Raw genomic sequence first — 15,944 nt, 5'->3', positions numbered from 1 at the left:
CCGCACGCCGAGGAACGCAATCGGTATTACCGCGAAATGATCGCGGAAGGGTTTCTGCCGGAGGACGCCCGGATGATCGCTGACAAAACGAATTACAACATGCGGACGAGGCAATCGCCCGAAGCACGAGAGCGAGAGCCGGTCGCCATCGGCGACTTCTTCGGCCATGTGCCGAAACCCAAGCCCACTTCAAAGCGCACGCAGACCAAGATCGACGCGCAGATCGCTATCGACGCCCGTGCCGACGCGGCCGACAAACCGAAACCGCGCAAGCGTGTCGCCGAGAAACCGGTTGTAGCTGTCTACGACTACAACCGCTACGAAGACCTGCCAGCGCGTGTCCGCGACCTGATCGAGGCGTATCTCGCCATCGAGAAGACCGACGCCAAGGCCGCCGGCTCCCTCGGTTTTATGACCCGGGCCCTCGCCATTGCCACCCTGCCGCACAAACGCGTGCAGGATCACCGGTTCATGCGCAAAAACGGCGATTTCACCCTAACCATGCTGACAGCGCATCCCGATGGCCTCCCCTATGGCACCCTGCCCCGCCTGTTGCTGACCTGGGTATGTTCGGAGGCGGTTCGCACGGGCGAGCCCGTCCTATCCCTCGGCCCGACGCTCGCCGCGTACCTGCGGGAGCTGGGCCTCAAGAACACGGGCGGCGCCCGTGGCGACATTACGCGGCTCAAGCACGCAATGACGACGCTATTCAGCTCGATCATTTCCTGCCGTTACGAGGGCCGCGACTCCTGGGCACTGCAGAACGTGCTGCTTGCCGATCGCGTCGAATGGTGGCAACCGCAGGACCGCGAAGATGCGGGCGCTTGGCAATCGAAATTGCACCTGTCGCGCCCATTTTTTAAAGAGTGCGTCGATCACCCGGTTCCGGTCAATCTGGTCGCGATGAAAGCACTGCGCCATTCGCCGCTGGCGCTCGACATCTATGTCTGGATGACGCACCGCATGTCATATCTGTCCAAGCGCACTGTGATCCCGTGGTTCTCGCTCAGCGCGCAGTTCGGCGCTTCCTACGCTCAGAATGATCAGGGCCTGCGGGACTTCAAGCGCGCATTCCTGCGCGAGTTGAAACACGTCGTCACCATCTATACCGAAGCCCGAATTTCCACATCGGAACACGGCTTGGTGCTGTATCCCAGCCCGACCCACGTCCCGCCGAGAATCACGAAACAGCAAGCCATTTTGCCATTCCTCGACTAACCGTTGGTGACGGTCGCGGCGCGATCGCCGGCGAGATCCGTCACCAACAGCACCGCGGCCGCCTCCGGGCGGCCGTTTTGTTTCTTGGTGACCGGCGCAGCGCCTCGATGCGCTACAACTGTCACCATGGCGCTTGACAGCGCGGACGGCGCGCATCCGCAAGACAGAATCAGCGCTACATTTCCAGTCGCTTATTCGGGTCGGCTCCGGCTGAGGGCGGAATCCTACGTTAAGGGATTTCTGGTCTGAATTGGATAGCAAGCGAGTGATTTTGAGCGCTTTGTGGTAGTTTTGGCGGCATGGATGACGTTGATATCGATAGAATTGATGATGCGGTTTTGGGGCTGCTGTGGCTGACGGTGCATGACGAGCGGCGAGCCTGGAGGGGGCATGACTGGGATGCGTTGGATCGGTTGCACCGCAAGGGGCTGATTGCCGATCCGGTCAATAAGGCGAAATCTGTCGTTCTGACGGATGAAGGGTTGAAGCGAGCGGAGGAGCTTTTCCAGATCTTGTTCACCTCCCCAAAATAGATTGCCTGCTGCCATTTTTTGGCCATCTGTATTCGCCGGTCAGCAGGATGTGCGCCCATCCAAGCGGCGAGATATGGGAGAGCAATTCTAGCGGTACGGGGAGGCCGGCATTGCTACGTTGCGCGACGGCCTGACCAAGATGCACCGTGTTCCAGTAGATGATGATGGCGGCAAGCAGGTTGAGGGCGGCGAGGCGATAGTGCTGGCCCTCAGTCGTTCGGTCGCGGATTTCGCCTTGCCGGCCGATGCGCAAGGCATTCTTGAGCGCGTGATGCGCCTCGCCCTTGTTGAGGCCGATACGAGCCCGCCGCTGCATGTCGGCATCGAGGATCCATTCTATGATGAAGAGCGTACGCTCAATGCGGCCAACCTCACGAAGGGCGAGCGCGAGATCGTGCTGGCGCGGATAGGATGCGAATTTTCGCAGCAACTGACTCGGCGGCATGATGCCGGCGACCATGGTCGCGGCGCTGCGCAGGATGTCGGGCCAGTTCGAGACGATCAAGTCTTCCCTGACCCTGCCGCCGACCAGGCCGCGCAACTCGCTCGGTGTCCCGGCGGGGTTGAACACATAAAGGCGCTTCGATGGCAAATCCCGGATATGGGGGATGAAGCGGTAGCCGAGGATCGAGGCGGTGGCGAAGACATGATCGGTGAAGCCGCCGGTATCGGCATATTGCTCCCGTGCGCGTTGGCCGGCCTCGTTCATGAGCAGTCCGTCGAGAATGTAAGGTGCCTCGCTGACGGTTGCCGGAATGAGCTGGGTTGCGAAAGGGGCAAACTGATCTGACAGGTGCGTATAGGCTTTCAGGCCGGGATCGTTGCCGTATTTGGCGTTGACGAGATTCATCGCCTCGCCCTGTCGGGCGGTCGGGAAGAACTGACCGTCGCTGGAAGCCGAAGTGCCCATTCCCCAGAATTGGGCCATGGGCAAACGCCCCTGGGCCGCGACGACCATGGCGAGAGCCTGGTCGATGGCGTCGCTGTCGACATGCCAGCGCGACAGGCGCGACAATTGCCAGTAGTCATGGGTATTTGAAGCCTCGGCCATCTTTCTCAGTCCGAAGTTGAGGCCTTCGGCAAGCATCACATTCAGCAAACCGATTTTGTCCTGACAGGGTGCGCCGGTGCGAAGATGGGTGAAGGCATCGGCAAACCCCGTCGCCGCTTCAACATCCAGTAGAATGTCGGTTATGCGCACCTCCGGCATACGCCGGTAAAGATCGAGGATCAGCTCGTCGGCATCCTTGGGCGCCACTGCTGTCAGGCGTTCCATGTGCAGGACACCGTCCTCGATGCTGCCGAGCGGAAGGGTCCCGGTTCGGGCAGCTTTCGCCAGGCGTTTCAGCCCGTCCGACATTCTGGCCTTGCGATCGGCAAGCCACGCCTCGGCTTCGAATGGAACCGCCAATCTTGCCGTGGCCTGGGCGGCCGCCATCGGCACCAGTGCCTGTTTGAGATCGGCATAGCGGCGTGAGTGCGCAAGCCAGACATCGCCGGAGCGGAATGCGTCGCGCAAGTGAAACAGGACCGCCACCTCCCACAAACGATTGTCGCCTTCGTCTTGCGTTTTGAGATGCCGGTTCCATTTGGAGGTCGATCGCAAAAAAGCTGTAGGCAGTGACGGTGGATCGCATTTTCCCCTGACCAGGGCAATCGCCTCCATGAGCGGCGTGGCCACGGCGGCCGCCTTGATATCCAGCCTGCGCAGCATACGCGGCGCATAACGCCGGAAGCGATGAAAACCTTGCGTGACATGGGCCAGCGGATCGGCGGCAAGTGTATCGGTGAGTTGCGAGGCAGTGGCGACCAGTTTCTCCAGTTCCGTCCAGCCTGGTGATGTGGCGATCGCCGCTTCCAGGGAGGTGCCGTCGTCTCGCGCTTCGAGCATCACCATGCCGAGACCGGAAAAGGCCCGCAAGGTATCGGTTACGGCGGTCCTGGCATCTGCGGCTCGTCCGTCGCAGAGCCGTTTGGCTTCCTGCCAGGTTTTGCCGACGATTCGATCATGGGTTTCGACAATGGCATCGGCGGTCGCGGCGGCCCATTCCACCGCGCAGACAGCGAGTGTAGCCAGACGCCTGTCTGTGCCAATATCGCGCAAACCATCGGTGAAATACCGCTCACCCTGTCGGCGGAGCCGAGCAACCCGGTGTGGCGGAACACCGGCCAGCACCTGTGGGTCGAGAGCGAGGTTTTGCAGGAATTCGAGCCTGTCGAGCAAACGATTGGCCATGGCCGAATTGTCGCCGGTCTCGATTTTGCGCAACCAGATGAAGCGGCTGATGTTGCCCTCGACCATTTCCGTCAGCAGCGCGTTGAGCTGGTCACGCATGGGTTGATCAAGACGCTCGGCAATCCTCATCTCGATCCGGCGCTCGGCTTCCACCAGAGCATCGGCGCACAACCGCTCGATCGTCGTGATTGCCGGAAGAATGATCTGGGTTTGGCGGCATCGTTCGACAAACCGGCGCACGAGGTCCTCGTTTGAACGCGCGTCTTCGGCTTGAGTGGCAAGCCAGTCCCGCAGTTCCTGGGCGCCACGACCGGCAAAGCTCCTGTAGCTGTAGATCGTACGCAACGCGGCCAGATGCTCATGGCGTGTTTCCTCCCGCGCCGCGTATTCGGCCAGGTCCCCGACGCTCAGCCCAAGCTGCGCTGCCAGAAACCGGGACAGCTCTTGCGGGATAAGCTCTCCAGGGGACAGCAGCCGACCGGGATAGCGCAGGGCACACAGTTGCAGGGCAAAGCCGAAACGATTGCGCGCTCGGCGTCGCTCCCGAATATGGGTGAGATCGTCATCGGACAAAATGTAGTGCCGCAACAGTGACGCTTCGTCCGTCGGCAGATCAAAGAGTGCGGAGCGCTGTCGCTCGGTCAGAATTTGGCGTCGAGGCATAAACAATCGTCCCTCTTGAACATTAGTCTGTTTTGGACAAAAATCGGACCAGCAAAATCAACGGCTTGCAAGGGCAAAATCCAAAGGGGTTCTATTGGGACAGCGCGCCGCCATCTACTGCCGCGTTTCGACCGCCGACCAGTCCTGTGAGCGGCAGGTCGATGAACTGACCGCGTTCGCGGAGCGCGGCGACTATGAAGTCCTCGGCGTCTTCAAGGAAACCGCCTCCGGAGCATCGGCAAACCGGACTGCCCGCAACCGGATCATCGATCTGGCCCAGGCCAGGCAAATCGATGCCGTCCTCGTGACGGAACTGTCGCGTTGGGGCCGTTCCACACAAGACCTGCTGAACACACTCGACAAACTGGCCGGCTGGAAGGTCTCGGTTGTCGCCATGAGCGGCATGACCTTCGAACTCGACACACCGCACGGCCGCATGATGGCGACCCTGCTCGCCGGCATCGCTCAGTTCGAGCGCGATCTTCTGAGCGAGCGCGTGAAATCAGGCCTGGCCGCAGCAAAGGCACGCGGTAAGAAACTCGGCCGACAATCTGGACAACGTCCTAAATCCGATCGGCTCGCACCGAAGGTCATTGCGTTGAGCGCCGAAGGTCGCAGCTACCGATGGATCGCTCGCGATCTCGGCATCAGCAAGAATACCGTCGCGGAGATCGTCAAGCGCCGCAAGTCTTCTGAGGCTCCACAGGTGGAGACCGCATTATGACCAAGCCAGTAAGACTGCCTCGGCCCGATCCGTATCGCAAGGCGCGCTTCAGGGAAATTGCCCGGGAAATCGTTGCGAAAGACCGCTACAATCGAAAATACGGTCTGTCCGTCGATACGGCGGGCGCAATCGCCAATGCGCTTGAGAGGGCCTACCGGGAAGGCATCAACGGCGGCGAAAACAGGCCCGCTCCCATAATCGAATATCCAGACAACGGGCCAATGGATTGGGCGTTGATACCGCCACGTCCAAGAAACGCGTTCTGGAGCATCTGCCTGTTCACGCTTTCGCGCGGCGACAGGCCCGCCCGAGGCGGACGCCTTGTCCCTGCCATCACCGAACGCGGAACATCGGGATGGATGCTTGTCGTGCCCGGGCACACCTATGAAAAGCAATTCGGTGACAAGACGGTCGCACCGCTCGTACGTCTTGGCCTGCTTGAGGCTGATGACGATGATCCTGCACACCGGGTCGTCTCGAAACGTGGCGAGGAAACCTGGAGCCAATTCGTCCAGAGAGGCGGTCAGTTCCCGGAAGACCTGACCAATCTCTAGCCCTATTCAGAAAGCTATTCCATGTCACAAGAAAACCATCGGATCGCCGCCGCCATCGATCTGCGAATGCGACAACTGGAAAAGCAGGGCATTCAAGGAGCGGCGGTCGTCCATCATATGCTTGGCTATATGCAGGGTCTTCAGCAGATTTACGACACGGCTTCGGACAAGGTGCTGTCGAACCTGTGTCAGCGCTATCCGGGCTTCTATCGCTATGCGGATATGATGGAGTCCATGTCCGAGAGAAATCAGCAAATGATCGAGGCGGGAACGCACCCCTACCGCGATCTGCCTGAACTTCCCGAGAAGCTGAAGCGGAGCTTGGCTGCATTGATGGCCAGTGCGGCCGATCTCGAACGTGCCTTCCAGTCTGCCGTGGATTGCGGTGACTTCGCCCGTCACGTCGACCAACTCGACAGCCTGAAACGGCAATGGGGCGCGGATTTGCAGCGCCTGGTCGAGTTGTTTCGCTCTTCAGACGTTGCTCCCCAAAGCCAACTCATCGTGCAAAGCGCCCTCAAAGCCATGGCTGAGCGAATTAATCGGCTCGGGTGAGCAATTGGTGAGCAATCTGGTCCCTGAAGCCGCCGCTAAACGTAGGACATTGATAAAACCCTTAACGTAGGATTCCGCCCTCAGCCGGAGCCGACCCCATGTACCCCGTTCAATCCGGACAAGGAGTCCGAGCAGCGTGCGGCCTCGGCCTCCGAACGCCGGCAGAACACCGCAGAGCGGATCATGGCCACGGCGCAGGAATACGCCGAGAAAAATATCTCGTCGCCGAAACAGCGCACGACGTTCATGGACCATCTTCGCAATGTGATGGACACGGCCATGGAGCGGGCTGCTGTTCCGGCCGAGCAGAGGCAGGAAGCGCCGGACAAGAGCAAGTCGCGCGAATCCGCCCCGATCGAGCGGTGAGGTAAACACCATGGCGACGACGACAAACGACGCCCCCCAGGCTGGCCCTGTGCCAGCCTGGGGGGTCACGATGATCAACGACATGCCGGCGACTTCCCTGCGTTTCGAGCGCCAGGAGAAGGGCGACGACGATTCATTCACATTGTCTTTCCATCTGGCCGGCCTGCAAGTGGCGCGTTTCAAGGGCATCAAGCCCGCGGAACTGGAGGGCATAGTCGGCGAGGAGAATGCCGAGAAGATCCTCACACGATCGGATCTCGGCTTGGCGGGCGGCAACCTTCGCGGAACCCTGTCGGGCGAGTCGCTGGCGAATGCCTATGGCTTGAGCCCCGCCGAACGGGAGGCTCGCGAGACGGCGAAGTCTCAGGGCGACCGCGCGGCGTCCTTCGTCCAGGAAATGCAGAGCCGCCATCCTGCGGTACAAGACGCGGCCGCCGGACAGTGGACCGTTCAGATCCGCCAGTCTGACGGGCTCTACCGCGACCTCGTGACAACAGACGACGCCCATGAGGCGCATCGTCTGTTTCAGCAGGGCCCGCAGTTTCGCGTCCTCGATAACAAGATCGGCGATTTCGCAGCCGACTATTCGCCGGACGAGAAACGACGCGGCGAACGCGTGGCGGAATATCACGTCCGTTCCGGCTTCCGCGAACTGATCGAAGAGCGAGAGCCAAACCAGGTCAGACCGGACCGGGTGCGGACCCGCGATATGGTCGACGTCGACGAAGCGCTGCAGGCGGCCCAACGTCTGCGCGAGCGTGATCGCGATGCGATCGAGACCGAACGGCTGCGCGTCGGCAATCTCGCTCAGGACGCCAAGCGCCGCGACAACGAGAACGATCTCGACGAGCTGGCGGGCCGCAAACCGAGTTTCGCACCGCTGACGATGACGGAACATGAAAAGAATCGGCGGATCGAGCTGAGCGAACAGCTGCATGCGCAATTCCGCGTCCATGGGTCGGAATACCGGTTCAAGGATCAGCCGGGCAAGATCGCGTTCCGTGATGCTGGCGATACCCTCAAGACCGCTTCCAACGATGATCGCGTGGCGCGGGCGATGGCGACGATGGCGGAAGCCAAGGGCTGGAAGACCATTTCGGTTTCCGGTCATCCGGACTTCCGGCGCGAGGTCTGGCTCGAAGCGAGCCTGCGCGGGCTGGAAGTTCGGGGTTACAAGCCGCAGGACCAGGACTTGAAGGATCTGCAGGCGCTACGCGAGCGACAGGAGCGCAACGGGATCGAGCGCGTGCCGGAGCGTTCCAAGCCTGGGCTTGACGCAAATGCGGAGAAATCCCCCGCCAAGGCCCCGGAGAGGGCACAGGAGACCGGGAGGGGACACGAACGGGCCGCGGCAACAGAAAGCGCTACGGAACACGCTCTGAAGGCCTTCACGGGCCTTCTGGTGGCACATGGAGCCGCGCCCTACCGGAACGACCCGAAGGAGAACCAGAGCTATTTCGTCACGCTGGCCACGGCCAAGGGCGACGAAACTGTTTGGGGCAAGGATCTGGCCCGGTCGATCAGGGAAAGCGCGGCACAGCGTGGCGACGCGATCACGATCAGCTACCGTGGCAATGAACCGGTGACGGTAGATGCCGTGAAACGTGACGCCCAAGGCAAAGCCATCGGTCGCGAACCGGTCAATACGCATCGCAACAGCTGGGAGGTCGCGAAGGCGCCCGACAGCGACCGGGCGAAAATCGTCAAGTCTGTCGCCGCGGCCGTAGTCGCCGAAAAGGTGAAAGATCCCGAGGCGAGGCAAATCGCGCTTGACGCGCTCAACGCTCGCATCGACCGTGAAGACAAGGCCGGGCGGCTCCCGCCCGTCCAGGTGCGACCACAGCGCGCCGTCGAAGGATCACGGCGCAGATAAGACCCGGCCGCAGGTCGAGCGTCGAGCGGAGCGCACCCGTTAGCGCATTTGGTGACGGGGATCGCCGATCAAGGCGCATCCCCTGTCACCACCCCTGCCCTTTCCGTTTGGTGACAACTGCAGCGCGTCGACGCGCCGCCGGCGTCACCACCATCTATCTCGGAGACCAACGTGAAGATCCATTCCGCAATACTGGCCGCGGTCATCGCCTCGATGTTGGCCGCATGTGCCTCTGCGCCGAAGCCGCCGAATGTGAGCGGCCGAAAGCGCGTCGACATCAACAGCACCGCCGACGTGCGAGGGCTGGCGCTGCAGGTTTTTCCGGAAGCACCTGCGGCCGTAGAGCCTGCGCACAAGGTCGATGCCGTCGCGCCGGCGTCGAGAACCGTGTCGGTGCATTTCCCCTGGAACAGGTCGACGTTCCAGCCGACTCGACAGCAAGCGGCCGCGCTGAGGTCGCTGCTGGGCGACGGCTATGCACGGATCGAAGTGCGTGGCCGCACCGATGCCGCCCGCCCGAGCGCGGGTGACGAGACGATCGCTGCCAGGCGTGCCGCCGCCGCGCGTGACTGGCTCATCCATCAGGGCGTCCCGGCCCGGGTCATCAGCGTGAACTACGCGTCGGCCGCCGATCCCATCGGCGGCAACAACTATTCGGGAGGTCGCGCGCTCAACAGGCGCGTGGACATCGAAATCATCCGCAAGTGAGCCTTGCGGCAACCACCAAGGAGAATGACTGATGAAGACGGTAATCGGCACCCTGCTCGCGCTCGCGATCGCGATCGCCGGCCTGGCCTCGCCGGCGAAGGCCGAAGGCATGTTCACCGGCGACACCAAACTGGCTTGCGAAGCAATCCTCTGCCTGTCCACCGGGCAGCAGCCGAGCGAATGCGCTCCCTCGATCCGGCGGTATTTCAGCATCGATGCGCGGCGCATTTCGGACACGATCAAAGCGCGCAAGAACTTCCTGAACCTGTGCCCGAGCGCGTCGCAGGACGACAACATGCGGTCGCTCGTCGATTCCATCGCCAACGGCGCCGGTCGCTGCGACGCGGCCGCGCTGAACGCCTCGATGCGCGTGTGGCGTCCTCGGGACGACGATCGCCCGACCTACATCCGCAACACCCTGCCGTCGCACTGCGCCGCCTACGGAAGTCACGGCTACACCGACCACACGAACGGCACAGTCGCCCGCTACGTGGGCGACCCGAACAATGGTGGCTTCTGGGTCGATGCGGCCGACTACGACGCCGCCCTGGCCAGATACAACGCCGAGCTGCGGAACCGCAGCCAGAACACCGGCGGAAATGCCGGCGGCGTTTACTGGCTGGGCGGCGGCCATTGAAGTTTGGTGACGGATCTCGCCGGCGATCGCGCCGCCTGCGTCACCAAACGCAGCACAACCGAAACCCCGGCTTTCGCCGGGGTTTCTTTTTTTGCCCGCCCTGATGGCGCTGTTGCCCAATGACACAAGCTATGAAGAGGCCGGGGTTCCCCGGCCTCTTGGCTCCCTGCTCGCCGGATCAGCTGGCCAGCGGCAACAGGACTTCCGGCATCCAGCCAGCATTTCCGAGCTTGTCCTCGGCGACGCTCGCGAGGGCTGCACGCTTCGCCTTGTCGGCACCGGCCGGCGCATGCTCACCCAGCAGACCAATCAGCGGCCCTTTCTTGAGCTTGCCGAAATAGTTGTCCGCCGTGGGCGTCCAGTGCGCGGCAACACTCGCCCCGAGGTCCGACAGCATGACCCGGCTGCGGCCTCCGTCGTTCCCGACGAACTGGCGCACGTCATCGAAACAGCAGGACGTGCAGTAGGCCAGCAGATCGAGGATTTCGGCCTGATCGGCAGCGAGGCACCAAGCCCATGCCGCGTCGAAGTCGTCCTCCTCCGCACGCCGCCCAGCTTTTCGGCCCACGTTTCGGCGCGCTGCTCCTGCTCGATGTGGATCGGAGATCCCTCCATCGCGGGAACGCGTCGGGTCAGTTCGCGATGGCATGCGGTCGTGCTGATGTGCAGCTGGGAACCGGTCCAGTGACGCGCCAGTGATCCCCAAAGCTGGAACGCCAGCAGGCGCAACGAATAGTCCACATTCTTCGCGAGCGCGTCGCGGATGACGGCACTGCGGATCGCGGTCAGTTCCTGCACAAGCGATTGCGGCTCGGTCTGGTCCGACCCGCCATTGCTGGCAGCACCCAAACCGCCCTCCCCTGCTTCACCGCCTTTCGCGATCTGCTGCGCGGCCTTCTTGTCGCCCGGACGGATCAGGCCATGATGGAACCGCGCCTTGCCGTCATGGCCGAGGCTCACGACGATACCGGTAAGGCGGGCAATGTCGGGATGCTCGCCGCTGCGGGCTTCCGTCAACCGGTCCAGTGCTTCGGAAACTTCCTCCTGCTGCGCATAGAGGGCTTCGCTGGCTTCGTCGTCGTCTTCCTTCTGATAGGCCTGTTCAAGACGCTCATGCTCGGCTTCCAGCCGCGCCCGCTCCGCCGCCTCGGCTTCGGTTTCCGGCCGCAGCACCGACGGCGCACGCGAATAGCCCTGATCGTGGTAAGTCTCGTAATTCAGCACCACGTCCACCCACGCCCCGCCTGCCTTGCTCTGCTCGTCCGCGCCGAGCCTTGCCGCCTTTTCGATGGCGAGCCGTTCCAACAGCCCGGCGTCCAGCAGCACCACTTCCACCTGACCATCGTCCATGTCGTCGCGAGCATTGGCGAAAAGATCGCGATGCACCGCCCCGCCTGCCTTTTCGTAGGCCTTCACCGTGACGAACCTCGCCCGCCGGTCACTCGCCCGCACACTGGCTTGCGACAGTTGGCGGCGGATTTCGTGCGCCCCCGGCACGCGACCCTTGCCAACGATGCTCTCTTGCAACGCATGATCGTCGGTGAGGGTCAGCGCCATGATTTGATCGAGGTCAATTTCGCCTGCCCTGAACCGCTCGAACACCGCCGGAGCCACGGATGCGAGCACTAGACGCCGCTTGACGTATGCCGGTTCGACGCCGAAGAACGCGGCGACCGCATCCGGAGACTTGCCCTGTTCGGTCAGGGCCAGAAATGCCGCGCACTCGTCCGCCGGGTGCATCGCTTCACGCTGCAGGTTTTCGGTAAGGCTGAATTCGACCGCTTCGCTATCGTCCACGACGACGCACGCCACTGCATGGCTCGCGCTCAAAACGCCTTCCGCCACCAGTTCCATCAACGCCTTGAGCCGACGCCCGCCCGCCACCACGCCGAACCCCTCGCCTTCCTTCACGACCACGAGGTTTTGCACCAAGCGGCCAGCCAGCGCCGCAATGCTCGCTTTCAGGTCGGAAACGTCGCCACTCGGTGCCCTGCGCACGTTCCGCGCCGACCAGACCAGATTGGAAACCGGGATGAATACGATCTCCGGGTTAGCCTCGCCCTTGACTGCGTTCTGCTCCGCTCCCACCACGCTCTTAGATGCAAGAGACGGCTTTTCGGATGCCGCCCTGGCGGCCTTCTTCGGGGTCTGCGACTTTTTCGTTTGCGTTGCCATGGTTCCCTCCTTCGGGGTTGGTGTTGATGCCACGCTCTTGAGTGCTTTCGACGTAGCGCCTCGATACGTCCGACCCGGGAAAGCAGGCGGGCAAGGGCTTGAGCGAAGCGCCCCTTGCGCGACTGCGAGGTCGGACGAACGTATGGCGCAGTCGAACGCACGGGCGGGGCAGCCGGCCCGAAGGTGCTATTGGCGTCGAAAAAAGATGGCGCAGCCCGCAATAGGCGCGCTTAGGCGCGGTTCTGGCCCTCGCGGCCGCGTGCGGCCTCTCTTTGCCCTTGGCGCTCCGCAATGGCCGCTCTGGCGGCCTCTACGCGCGCCTCGTGCGCGGTGGTTGGTGCGGGCATAGCTCGCACCAGGTCGACGAGGCTGACGGCAAGCGCGCGATCGTTGGCGGACCCTCTCGCCAGCGCCTTTGCCATCTGCCCATACCCCAGCAGGACGCGCTTGCGCGTCACGCTGATTCTGTCTTGCGCAGGATTGGGATGAGCGCCCTTCCCCATCGCCTCGCGATTCGCTTGGTCTTCCTGCGTACGCGCGACGCGCGATTGACCGCCACGTTCGGCGATTCGGATCAATGCCTGGCGTTGTGCCTTCCGCACGACGCCCCGAGCCTTGCGGGGAGAAGCATTGGCGTCAACGCCTCTGTCGCGAAGCTCTTGGGCGAACTTCACGCGCCAGCGATGCAAATCGCCCTTGCGCGGGTTGAGCCGCGAACCGTCCAAGGCGGTTGCCTTCACCGTCAAATGGACGTGCGGATGTTTCTCGTCGTTGTGAGCGGCGAAACAGTACTGGAAGCCCTGGAACTCATCAGCGGCGAAGGCACGCACAGCCGCCTTGACTTCATCCCGCGGGGTACCCGGAGGCATTGAAAGCATGATGTTGAAAGCCTCGCGCGGCCCGTCGTCGCCGTCGCTGGGAATGGAATGACCGCCATCGCGCCATGTATCGCGAACGCTGCGGACATCCTTCTTGCCGAGATAGGCGAGCCCTTGCTCGTCTTCGAGTTCCACAAGACCGTTGCGCGAGATGTAATCCATGTGCGCCTTGATTTGACGCATGTTTCGCCCGCCCCCGGTGATTTTGACCATGACTTCCGGCGACTTCCGCGCAATCCGTTCAAGGGTTGCGCGCCGACTTTCCCTGGTCGCCGGCCCCGTGGGTTTACCGCGCTTCGCCTTGGAGCCTGTGCCGGGCGCCTTACGGGGCGCTTTGACATGGCGGCCACGCGAATAGATCGGGTCTAGCTCGGCTCCGAATTCGTCAAGCCAATGGTCAATCGACGCGCTCATGCGAGGGGCCAGCGCTCCTGACAGGCGCGCATGAGGGCGGTGACGGCCTCGGTGTGCTGGGCGATGGTGCGCTCAATGTCCGCGACGCGCCTCGCGGGAAAGTCCTGCGCCTTGCGCTCGTTGAGCCTGCGAGCGATCTGGTTGAGGTTCCGACCGATCGCCTGCAGCTGGTAATTGGAGTTCGCGAGGACTTGGACCTCGGCGTCGCCGAACTGAGGTTCACGAGTAAGGGCGGCGCGGATCACGGCCGCAATCCAATCGCGCGGAGTGCGCTTGCCGTCCAGCCTGCGGCGGATGGCGTCCATTTCGGAAGGGATCAAGGTGATTTCGTAACGCCTGCGCGGCTCGGCCTGCGCTGGGGCCTGCGATGCGGCCAAGGGCTGCGAGTCATACGGCGGCCGTGCTGCTTTCAACTGTGCCTGGATGGCTGCGCGGATGGCAGCGCCGGGCTTGAGATTGCGCGCGGCGCAATAGGCCTCCCACGGCTCTTTCAGTTCGCCGAGGTAGAGATTGAGATAGGGGCTGTTCGGCTTCTCAGTGGTCATTGTGGGCCTGTCATACGCACCCGACAGGGTGCCAGAGGAGCGCTGTACGCGCGTACTCTACCGGCCTTCGGCCTATCCTGCAATAGCCCACTACGCGCCTCCGCTCCTTGGAAGGTTCCAAGGAGCTACGCCGCCCCTGCCCTCTTACGAGGCGCAGGGGTGGGCTATTCAGTCTGCGGTCACGCAGACGAGTTAAGCTGCGCCCGTTGGGCGACAGCGGCGGGCGCATCGCGCCTCGCCCATCAGGCGGCGGAAATGAAAAAGGGACAGGCATCGCCTGTCCCTTTTTCGGCCGATTTCTGACGCGCCCTACCCTACGCCGGCTATGGACCCGCCGGCCGGCACTCACGAGAAACGATTCTCGAGCCGATCCGCAAGCCGTGCCGCTCGAACTGACCTTGCGCGAGTTCGAGCGCGTCGGCCGCCGGGCTCACCGAGAAGTGGTAGGTGTCGGTCATCGGCTGCATGTTCGCCTGGGCGAATAGCACGCCGTCTGCGCCGAAAAAGCCAACGGTCAGCGGGAAATGGGTGTCCCGCATCCAGAACACGCGAGGTTCGGCCTTGGGCCAACTAAACAGCAGCCCCGGGCCTGCGTCGTCGCGGTTCGCGAGCCCGGTCGCCTGCGCTGCAACTGTCTTGGCAACCGGGACGGCAGGTAGGATCGCGCCGCCGGAAAAATGCAGGTCGCAGACCTCATCCGGTCCGGCGGCACTAGCGCTTGCTGCCGGAAGCGCTAGCACCAGGGCGAAGGCGGCGAGAACCGCCCTCACCCGTTTTCCTCGCTGAGGCTTTCGATGACGCAGTCCGCGGCGGAGACTTCCGCGTTCTCGCCGTTCTCGTAGCGAATATGCACCAGACCCGTCGAAGTCGGTTTGCGATTCAGCAGGATGGCAGCGCTTCGACCGTCGATGGTCACCAGCAGCAATGGCTTGCGCATCAGCGTCGGGTCGGACGCGACTTTCCCCCTCGGCCAGCTGGTGCGACCTTCCTCGGGAGGTTCGCCGCCCTCACCGCCTTCCCCGTTGTTGCCCCTGCCGTCAGCACTTGCACCCGGCTTTGTCTTGGCCGGTTTGCCTTCGTCCTTAGCCACGGTGGCTGATCCTCCATGGCCGCCATCAGGGCCGGAACCTTGGAACATTCCAAGGTTTCCGCCGCCGGAGATACCGCTGCCGTTCGGCGGCTGCGGCGGTTCTTGGCTCGTACCATTCTTGAGCGAGGTGGAAAGCGCGGACACGGCCGCCCGCGTCACCTCTTCCGCTTGCTCCACCCATGCATCCACTTCGTCGGGGTATTTGCCGTGAAGCGTAGACAGGTCATAGAGAATTTTCGGCGACGTACAGCGGCCGCTCGCATAGAGCGCTTCGATTGCGGCCGGTGGGTCGATCAGGGCCAGATGGTAAGTGATGAACGACGCATCGACTCCGAGTTCCCGGGCTATCTTCGCGTTCCTGTCACCGTCCTTCTTTTTGCGGTTGATGAACAGTGCGAGTTCCATGGGCCGCAGGTCTTCGCGCTGCAGGTTTTCGATAACCTGATCGTAGTCGTCGTGCTGCTGATCGACGAAAGCGGGGATTTCCTCGCGGCCAGCGTCTATCGAAGCACGATAGCGACGCTCGCCGTAGTTCAAGATCCATTTGCCGGGCTTGTCCGGGTGAGGGCGCACCGAAACCGGCGACTTAACGCCGCGCGCCTTCACGGAAGCGACCATTTCGGCCATCTTGACCGGATCGAACGACTTTCGCGGCTGGTTTGGATCGACTTCGATGTCGGCGAGACGGATCATCAAAGGCTCGCCGGCGGCGGTGGCCGGGGTAGGGGGCGCTTCATCGAGCGCAGAAAGGTCGAGCGCCATTATGCAACCTCCA

At 62.7% G+C, this 15,944-nt stretch carries 18 protein-coding genes; 9 read left to right on the top strand and 9 right to left on the bottom strand.

Annotation, left to right across the window (positions count from 1 at the left end):
• The first annotated feature begins 72 nt into the window (after nt 1-72).
• Complete coding sequence (locus LRS09_RS27320; protein ID WP_257810379.1) at nt 73-1,218, top strand: replication protein RepA; 1,146 nt, start codon at nt 73-75, stop codon at nt 1,216-1,218.
• Here the strand turns inward: LRS09_RS27320 and LRS09_RS27315 are convergent.
• Nucleotides 1,215-1,346, bottom strand: a complete 132-nt coding sequence (locus tag LRS09_RS27315) for a hypothetical protein (protein ID WP_257810370.1) — start codon at nt 1,344-1,346, stop codon at nt 1,215-1,217. The two genes, LRS09_RS27320 and LRS09_RS27315, sit on opposite strands and share 4 nt — an antisense overlap.
• A 171-nt stretch (nt 1,347-1,517) precedes the next feature.
• Between LRS09_RS27315 and LRS09_RS27310 the strand changes: the two genes are divergently transcribed.
• Complete coding sequence (locus LRS09_RS27310) at nt 1,518-1,751, top strand: DUF6429 family protein (RefSeq protein WP_203197002.1); 234 nt, start codon at nt 1,518-1,520, stop codon at nt 1,749-1,751.
• On the opposite strand, the gene LRS09_RS27305 is transcribed toward LRS09_RS27310, so the two are convergent.
• Nucleotides 1,735-4,650, bottom strand: coding sequence for a Tn3 family transposase (locus LRS09_RS27305; RefSeq protein WP_257810360.1), 2,916 nt, complete (start codon nt 4,648-4,650; stop codon nt 1,735-1,737). The two genes, LRS09_RS27310 and LRS09_RS27305, sit on opposite strands and share 17 nt — an antisense overlap.
• 94 nt (nt 4,651-4,744) lie before the next feature.
• Here LRS09_RS27305 and LRS09_RS27300 point away from each other — a divergent pair, with 94 nt between their 5' ends.
• The 4 genes from LRS09_RS27300 to LRS09_RS27285 all read left to right on the top strand — a co-directional run bounded on the left by LRS09_RS27300 (nt 4,745) and on the right by LRS09_RS27285 (nt 6,849).
• Nucleotides 4,745-5,374, top strand: coding sequence for a recombinase family protein (locus LRS09_RS27300; protein ID WP_203197004.1), 630 nt, complete (start codon nt 4,745-4,747; stop codon nt 5,372-5,374).
• Nucleotides 5,371-5,928 (top strand): hypothetical protein, encoded by a 558-nt coding sequence (locus LRS09_RS27295; protein ID WP_203197005.1) that lies wholly within the window; start codon nt 5,371-5,373, stop codon nt 5,926-5,928. The genes LRS09_RS27300 and LRS09_RS27295 overlap by 4 nt, the downstream gene beginning before the upstream one ends.
• A gap of 21 nt (nt 5,929-5,949) precedes the next feature.
• Nucleotides 5,950-6,483, top strand: a complete 534-nt coding sequence (locus LRS09_RS27290; RefSeq protein WP_203195501.1) for a hypothetical protein — start codon at nt 5,950-5,952, stop codon at nt 6,481-6,483.
• A 183-nt stretch (nt 6,484-6,666) separates the two neighbouring features.
• Nucleotides 6,667-6,849, top strand: coding sequence for a hypothetical protein (locus LRS09_RS27285; protein WP_257810359.1), 183 nt, complete (start codon nt 6,667-6,669; stop codon nt 6,847-6,849).
• Nucleotides 6,850-6,982: 133 nt separating this feature from the next.
• On the opposite strand, the gene LRS09_RS27280 is transcribed toward LRS09_RS27285, so the two are convergent.
• Nucleotides 6,983-7,594: a hypothetical protein gene (locus LRS09_RS27280; RefSeq protein ID WP_257810394.1), complete on the bottom strand. Its 612-nt coding sequence runs from the start codon at nt 7,592-7,594 to the stop codon at nt 6,983-6,985.
• Here LRS09_RS27280 and LRS09_RS27275 point away from each other — a divergent pair.
• From LRS09_RS27275 to LRS09_RS27265, 3 genes are all read left to right on the top strand, one after another.
• Nucleotides 7,559-8,722: an LPD7 domain-containing protein gene (locus tag LRS09_RS27275; protein ID WP_257810393.1), complete on the top strand. Its 1,164-nt coding sequence runs from the start codon at nt 7,559-7,561 to the stop codon at nt 8,720-8,722. The genes LRS09_RS27280 and LRS09_RS27275 overlap by 36 nt on opposite strands.
• Nucleotides 8,723-8,893: 171 nt before the next feature.
• Nucleotides 8,894-9,430 (top strand): OmpA family protein, encoded by a 537-nt coding sequence (locus LRS09_RS27270; RefSeq protein ID WP_257810357.1) that lies wholly within the window; start codon nt 8,894-8,896, stop codon nt 9,428-9,430.
• Between the two features lie 31 nt (nt 9,431-9,461).
• Nucleotides 9,462-10,067 carry a TrbM/KikA/MpfK family conjugal transfer protein gene (locus LRS09_RS27265; protein WP_257810356.1) on the top strand — a complete coding sequence of 202 codons (606 nt, stop codon included), beginning with the start codon at nt 9,462-9,464 and terminating at the stop codon, nt 10,065-10,067.
• Between the two features lie 178 nt (nt 10,068-10,245).
• Here the strand turns inward: LRS09_RS27265 and LRS09_RS27260 are convergent, their stop codons facing one another.
• The 6 genes from LRS09_RS27260 to LRS09_RS27235 all read right to left on the bottom strand — a co-directional run bounded on the left by LRS09_RS27260 (nt 10,246) and on the right by LRS09_RS27235 (nt 15,931).
• Nucleotides 10,246-10,464 (bottom strand): hypothetical protein, encoded by a 219-nt coding sequence (locus LRS09_RS27260; protein ID WP_257810354.1) that lies wholly within the window; start codon nt 10,462-10,464, stop codon nt 10,246-10,248.
• Nucleotides 10,377-12,242, bottom strand: a complete 1,866-nt coding sequence (locus LRS09_RS27255) for a ParB/RepB/Spo0J family partition protein (RefSeq protein ID WP_257810392.1) — start codon at nt 12,240-12,242, stop codon at nt 10,377-10,379. The genes LRS09_RS27260 and LRS09_RS27255 overlap by 88 nt, the downstream gene beginning before the upstream one ends.
• 230 nt (nt 12,243-12,472) lie before the next feature.
• Entirely contained in the window at nt 12,473-13,534 is a 1,062-nt protein-coding gene (locus LRS09_RS27250) for a relaxase/mobilization nuclease domain-containing protein (RefSeq protein WP_257810351.1), read from the bottom strand.
• Nucleotides 13,531-14,079, bottom strand: a complete 549-nt coding sequence (locus LRS09_RS27245) for a MobC family plasmid mobilization relaxosome protein (RefSeq protein WP_257810350.1) — start codon at nt 14,077-14,079, stop codon at nt 13,531-13,533. The genes LRS09_RS27250 and LRS09_RS27245 overlap by 4 nt, the downstream gene beginning before the upstream one ends.
• Before the next feature lie 323 nt (nt 14,080-14,402).
• A complete protein-coding gene (locus tag LRS09_RS27240) occupies nt 14,403-14,849 on the bottom strand; it encodes a DUF192 domain-containing protein (protein ID WP_257810349.1) in 447 nt (148 codons plus the stop codon).
• On the bottom strand, nt 14,846-15,931 hold the full coding sequence (locus LRS09_RS27235) for a ParB/RepB/Spo0J family partition protein (RefSeq protein WP_257810348.1): 1,086 nt from the start codon (nt 15,929-15,931) through the stop codon (nt 14,846-14,848). Before LRS09_RS27235 ends, LRS09_RS27240 begins: the two co-directional genes overlap by 4 nt.
• Between the last annotated feature and the right edge of the window lie 13 nt (nt 15,932-15,944).

This window comes from Mesorhizobium sp. J428 (assembly GCF_024699925.1).
Taxonomy (GTDB): Bacteria; Pseudomonadota; Alphaproteobacteria; order Rhizobiales; family Rhizobiaceae; genus Mesorhizobium_A.
Note: the sequence above shows the minus strand (reverse complement) of the source record. Positions and strands in the feature narration are given on the sequence as shown.

What these genes read in the sequence shown, in the direction of transcription:
- LRS09_RS27320 (WP_257810379.1), top strand. Translation starts at nt 73, where the DNA reads ATGATCGCTGACAAAACGAATTACAACATGCGGACGAGGCAATCGCCC.
- LRS09_RS27315 (WP_257810370.1), bottom strand. Translation starts at nt 1,346, where the DNA reads ATGGTGACAGTTGTAGCGCATCGAGGCGCTGCGCCGGTCACCAAGAAA.
- LRS09_RS27310 (WP_203197002.1), top strand. Translation starts at nt 1,518, where the DNA reads ATGGATGACGTTGATATCGATAGAATTGATGATGCGGTTTTGGGGCTG.
- LRS09_RS27305 (WP_257810360.1), bottom strand. Translation starts at nt 4,650, where the DNA reads ATGCCTCGACGCCAAATTCTGACCGAGCGACAGCGCTCCGCACTCTTT.
- LRS09_RS27295 (WP_203197005.1), top strand. Translation starts at nt 5,371, where the DNA reads ATGACCAAGCCAGTAAGACTGCCTCGGCCCGATCCGTATCGCAAGGCG.
- LRS09_RS27290 (WP_203195501.1), top strand. Translation starts at nt 5,950, where the DNA reads ATGTCACAAGAAAACCATCGGATCGCCGCCGCCATCGATCTGCGAATG.
- LRS09_RS27285 (WP_257810359.1), top strand. Translation starts at nt 6,667, where the DNA reads ATGGCCACGGCGCAGGAATACGCCGAGAAAAATATCTCGTCGCCGAAA.
- LRS09_RS27275 (WP_257810393.1), top strand. Translation starts at nt 7,559, where the DNA reads ATGGTCGACGTCGACGAAGCGCTGCAGGCGGCCCAACGTCTGCGCGAG.
- LRS09_RS27265 (WP_257810356.1), top strand. Translation starts at nt 9,462, where the DNA reads ATGAAGACGGTAATCGGCACCCTGCTCGCGCTCGCGATCGCGATCGCC.
- LRS09_RS27260 (WP_257810354.1), bottom strand. Translation starts at nt 10,464, where the DNA reads ATGCTGTCGGACCTCGGGGCGAGTGTTGCCGCGCACTGGACGCCCACG.
- LRS09_RS27255 (WP_257810392.1), bottom strand. Translation starts at nt 12,242, where the DNA reads ATGGCAACGCAAACGAAAAAGTCGCAGACCCCGAAGAAGGCCGCCAGG.
- LRS09_RS27250 (WP_257810351.1), bottom strand. Translation starts at nt 13,534, where the DNA reads ATGAGCGCGTCGATTGACCATTGGCTTGACGAATTCGGAGCCGAGCTA.
- LRS09_RS27245 (WP_257810350.1), bottom strand. Translation starts at nt 14,079, where the DNA reads ATGACCACTGAGAAGCCGAACAGCCCCTATCTCAATCTCTACCTCGGC.
- LRS09_RS27235 (WP_257810348.1), bottom strand. Translation starts at nt 15,931, where the DNA reads ATGGCGCTCGACCTTTCTGCGCTCGATGAAGCGCCCCCTACCCCGGCC.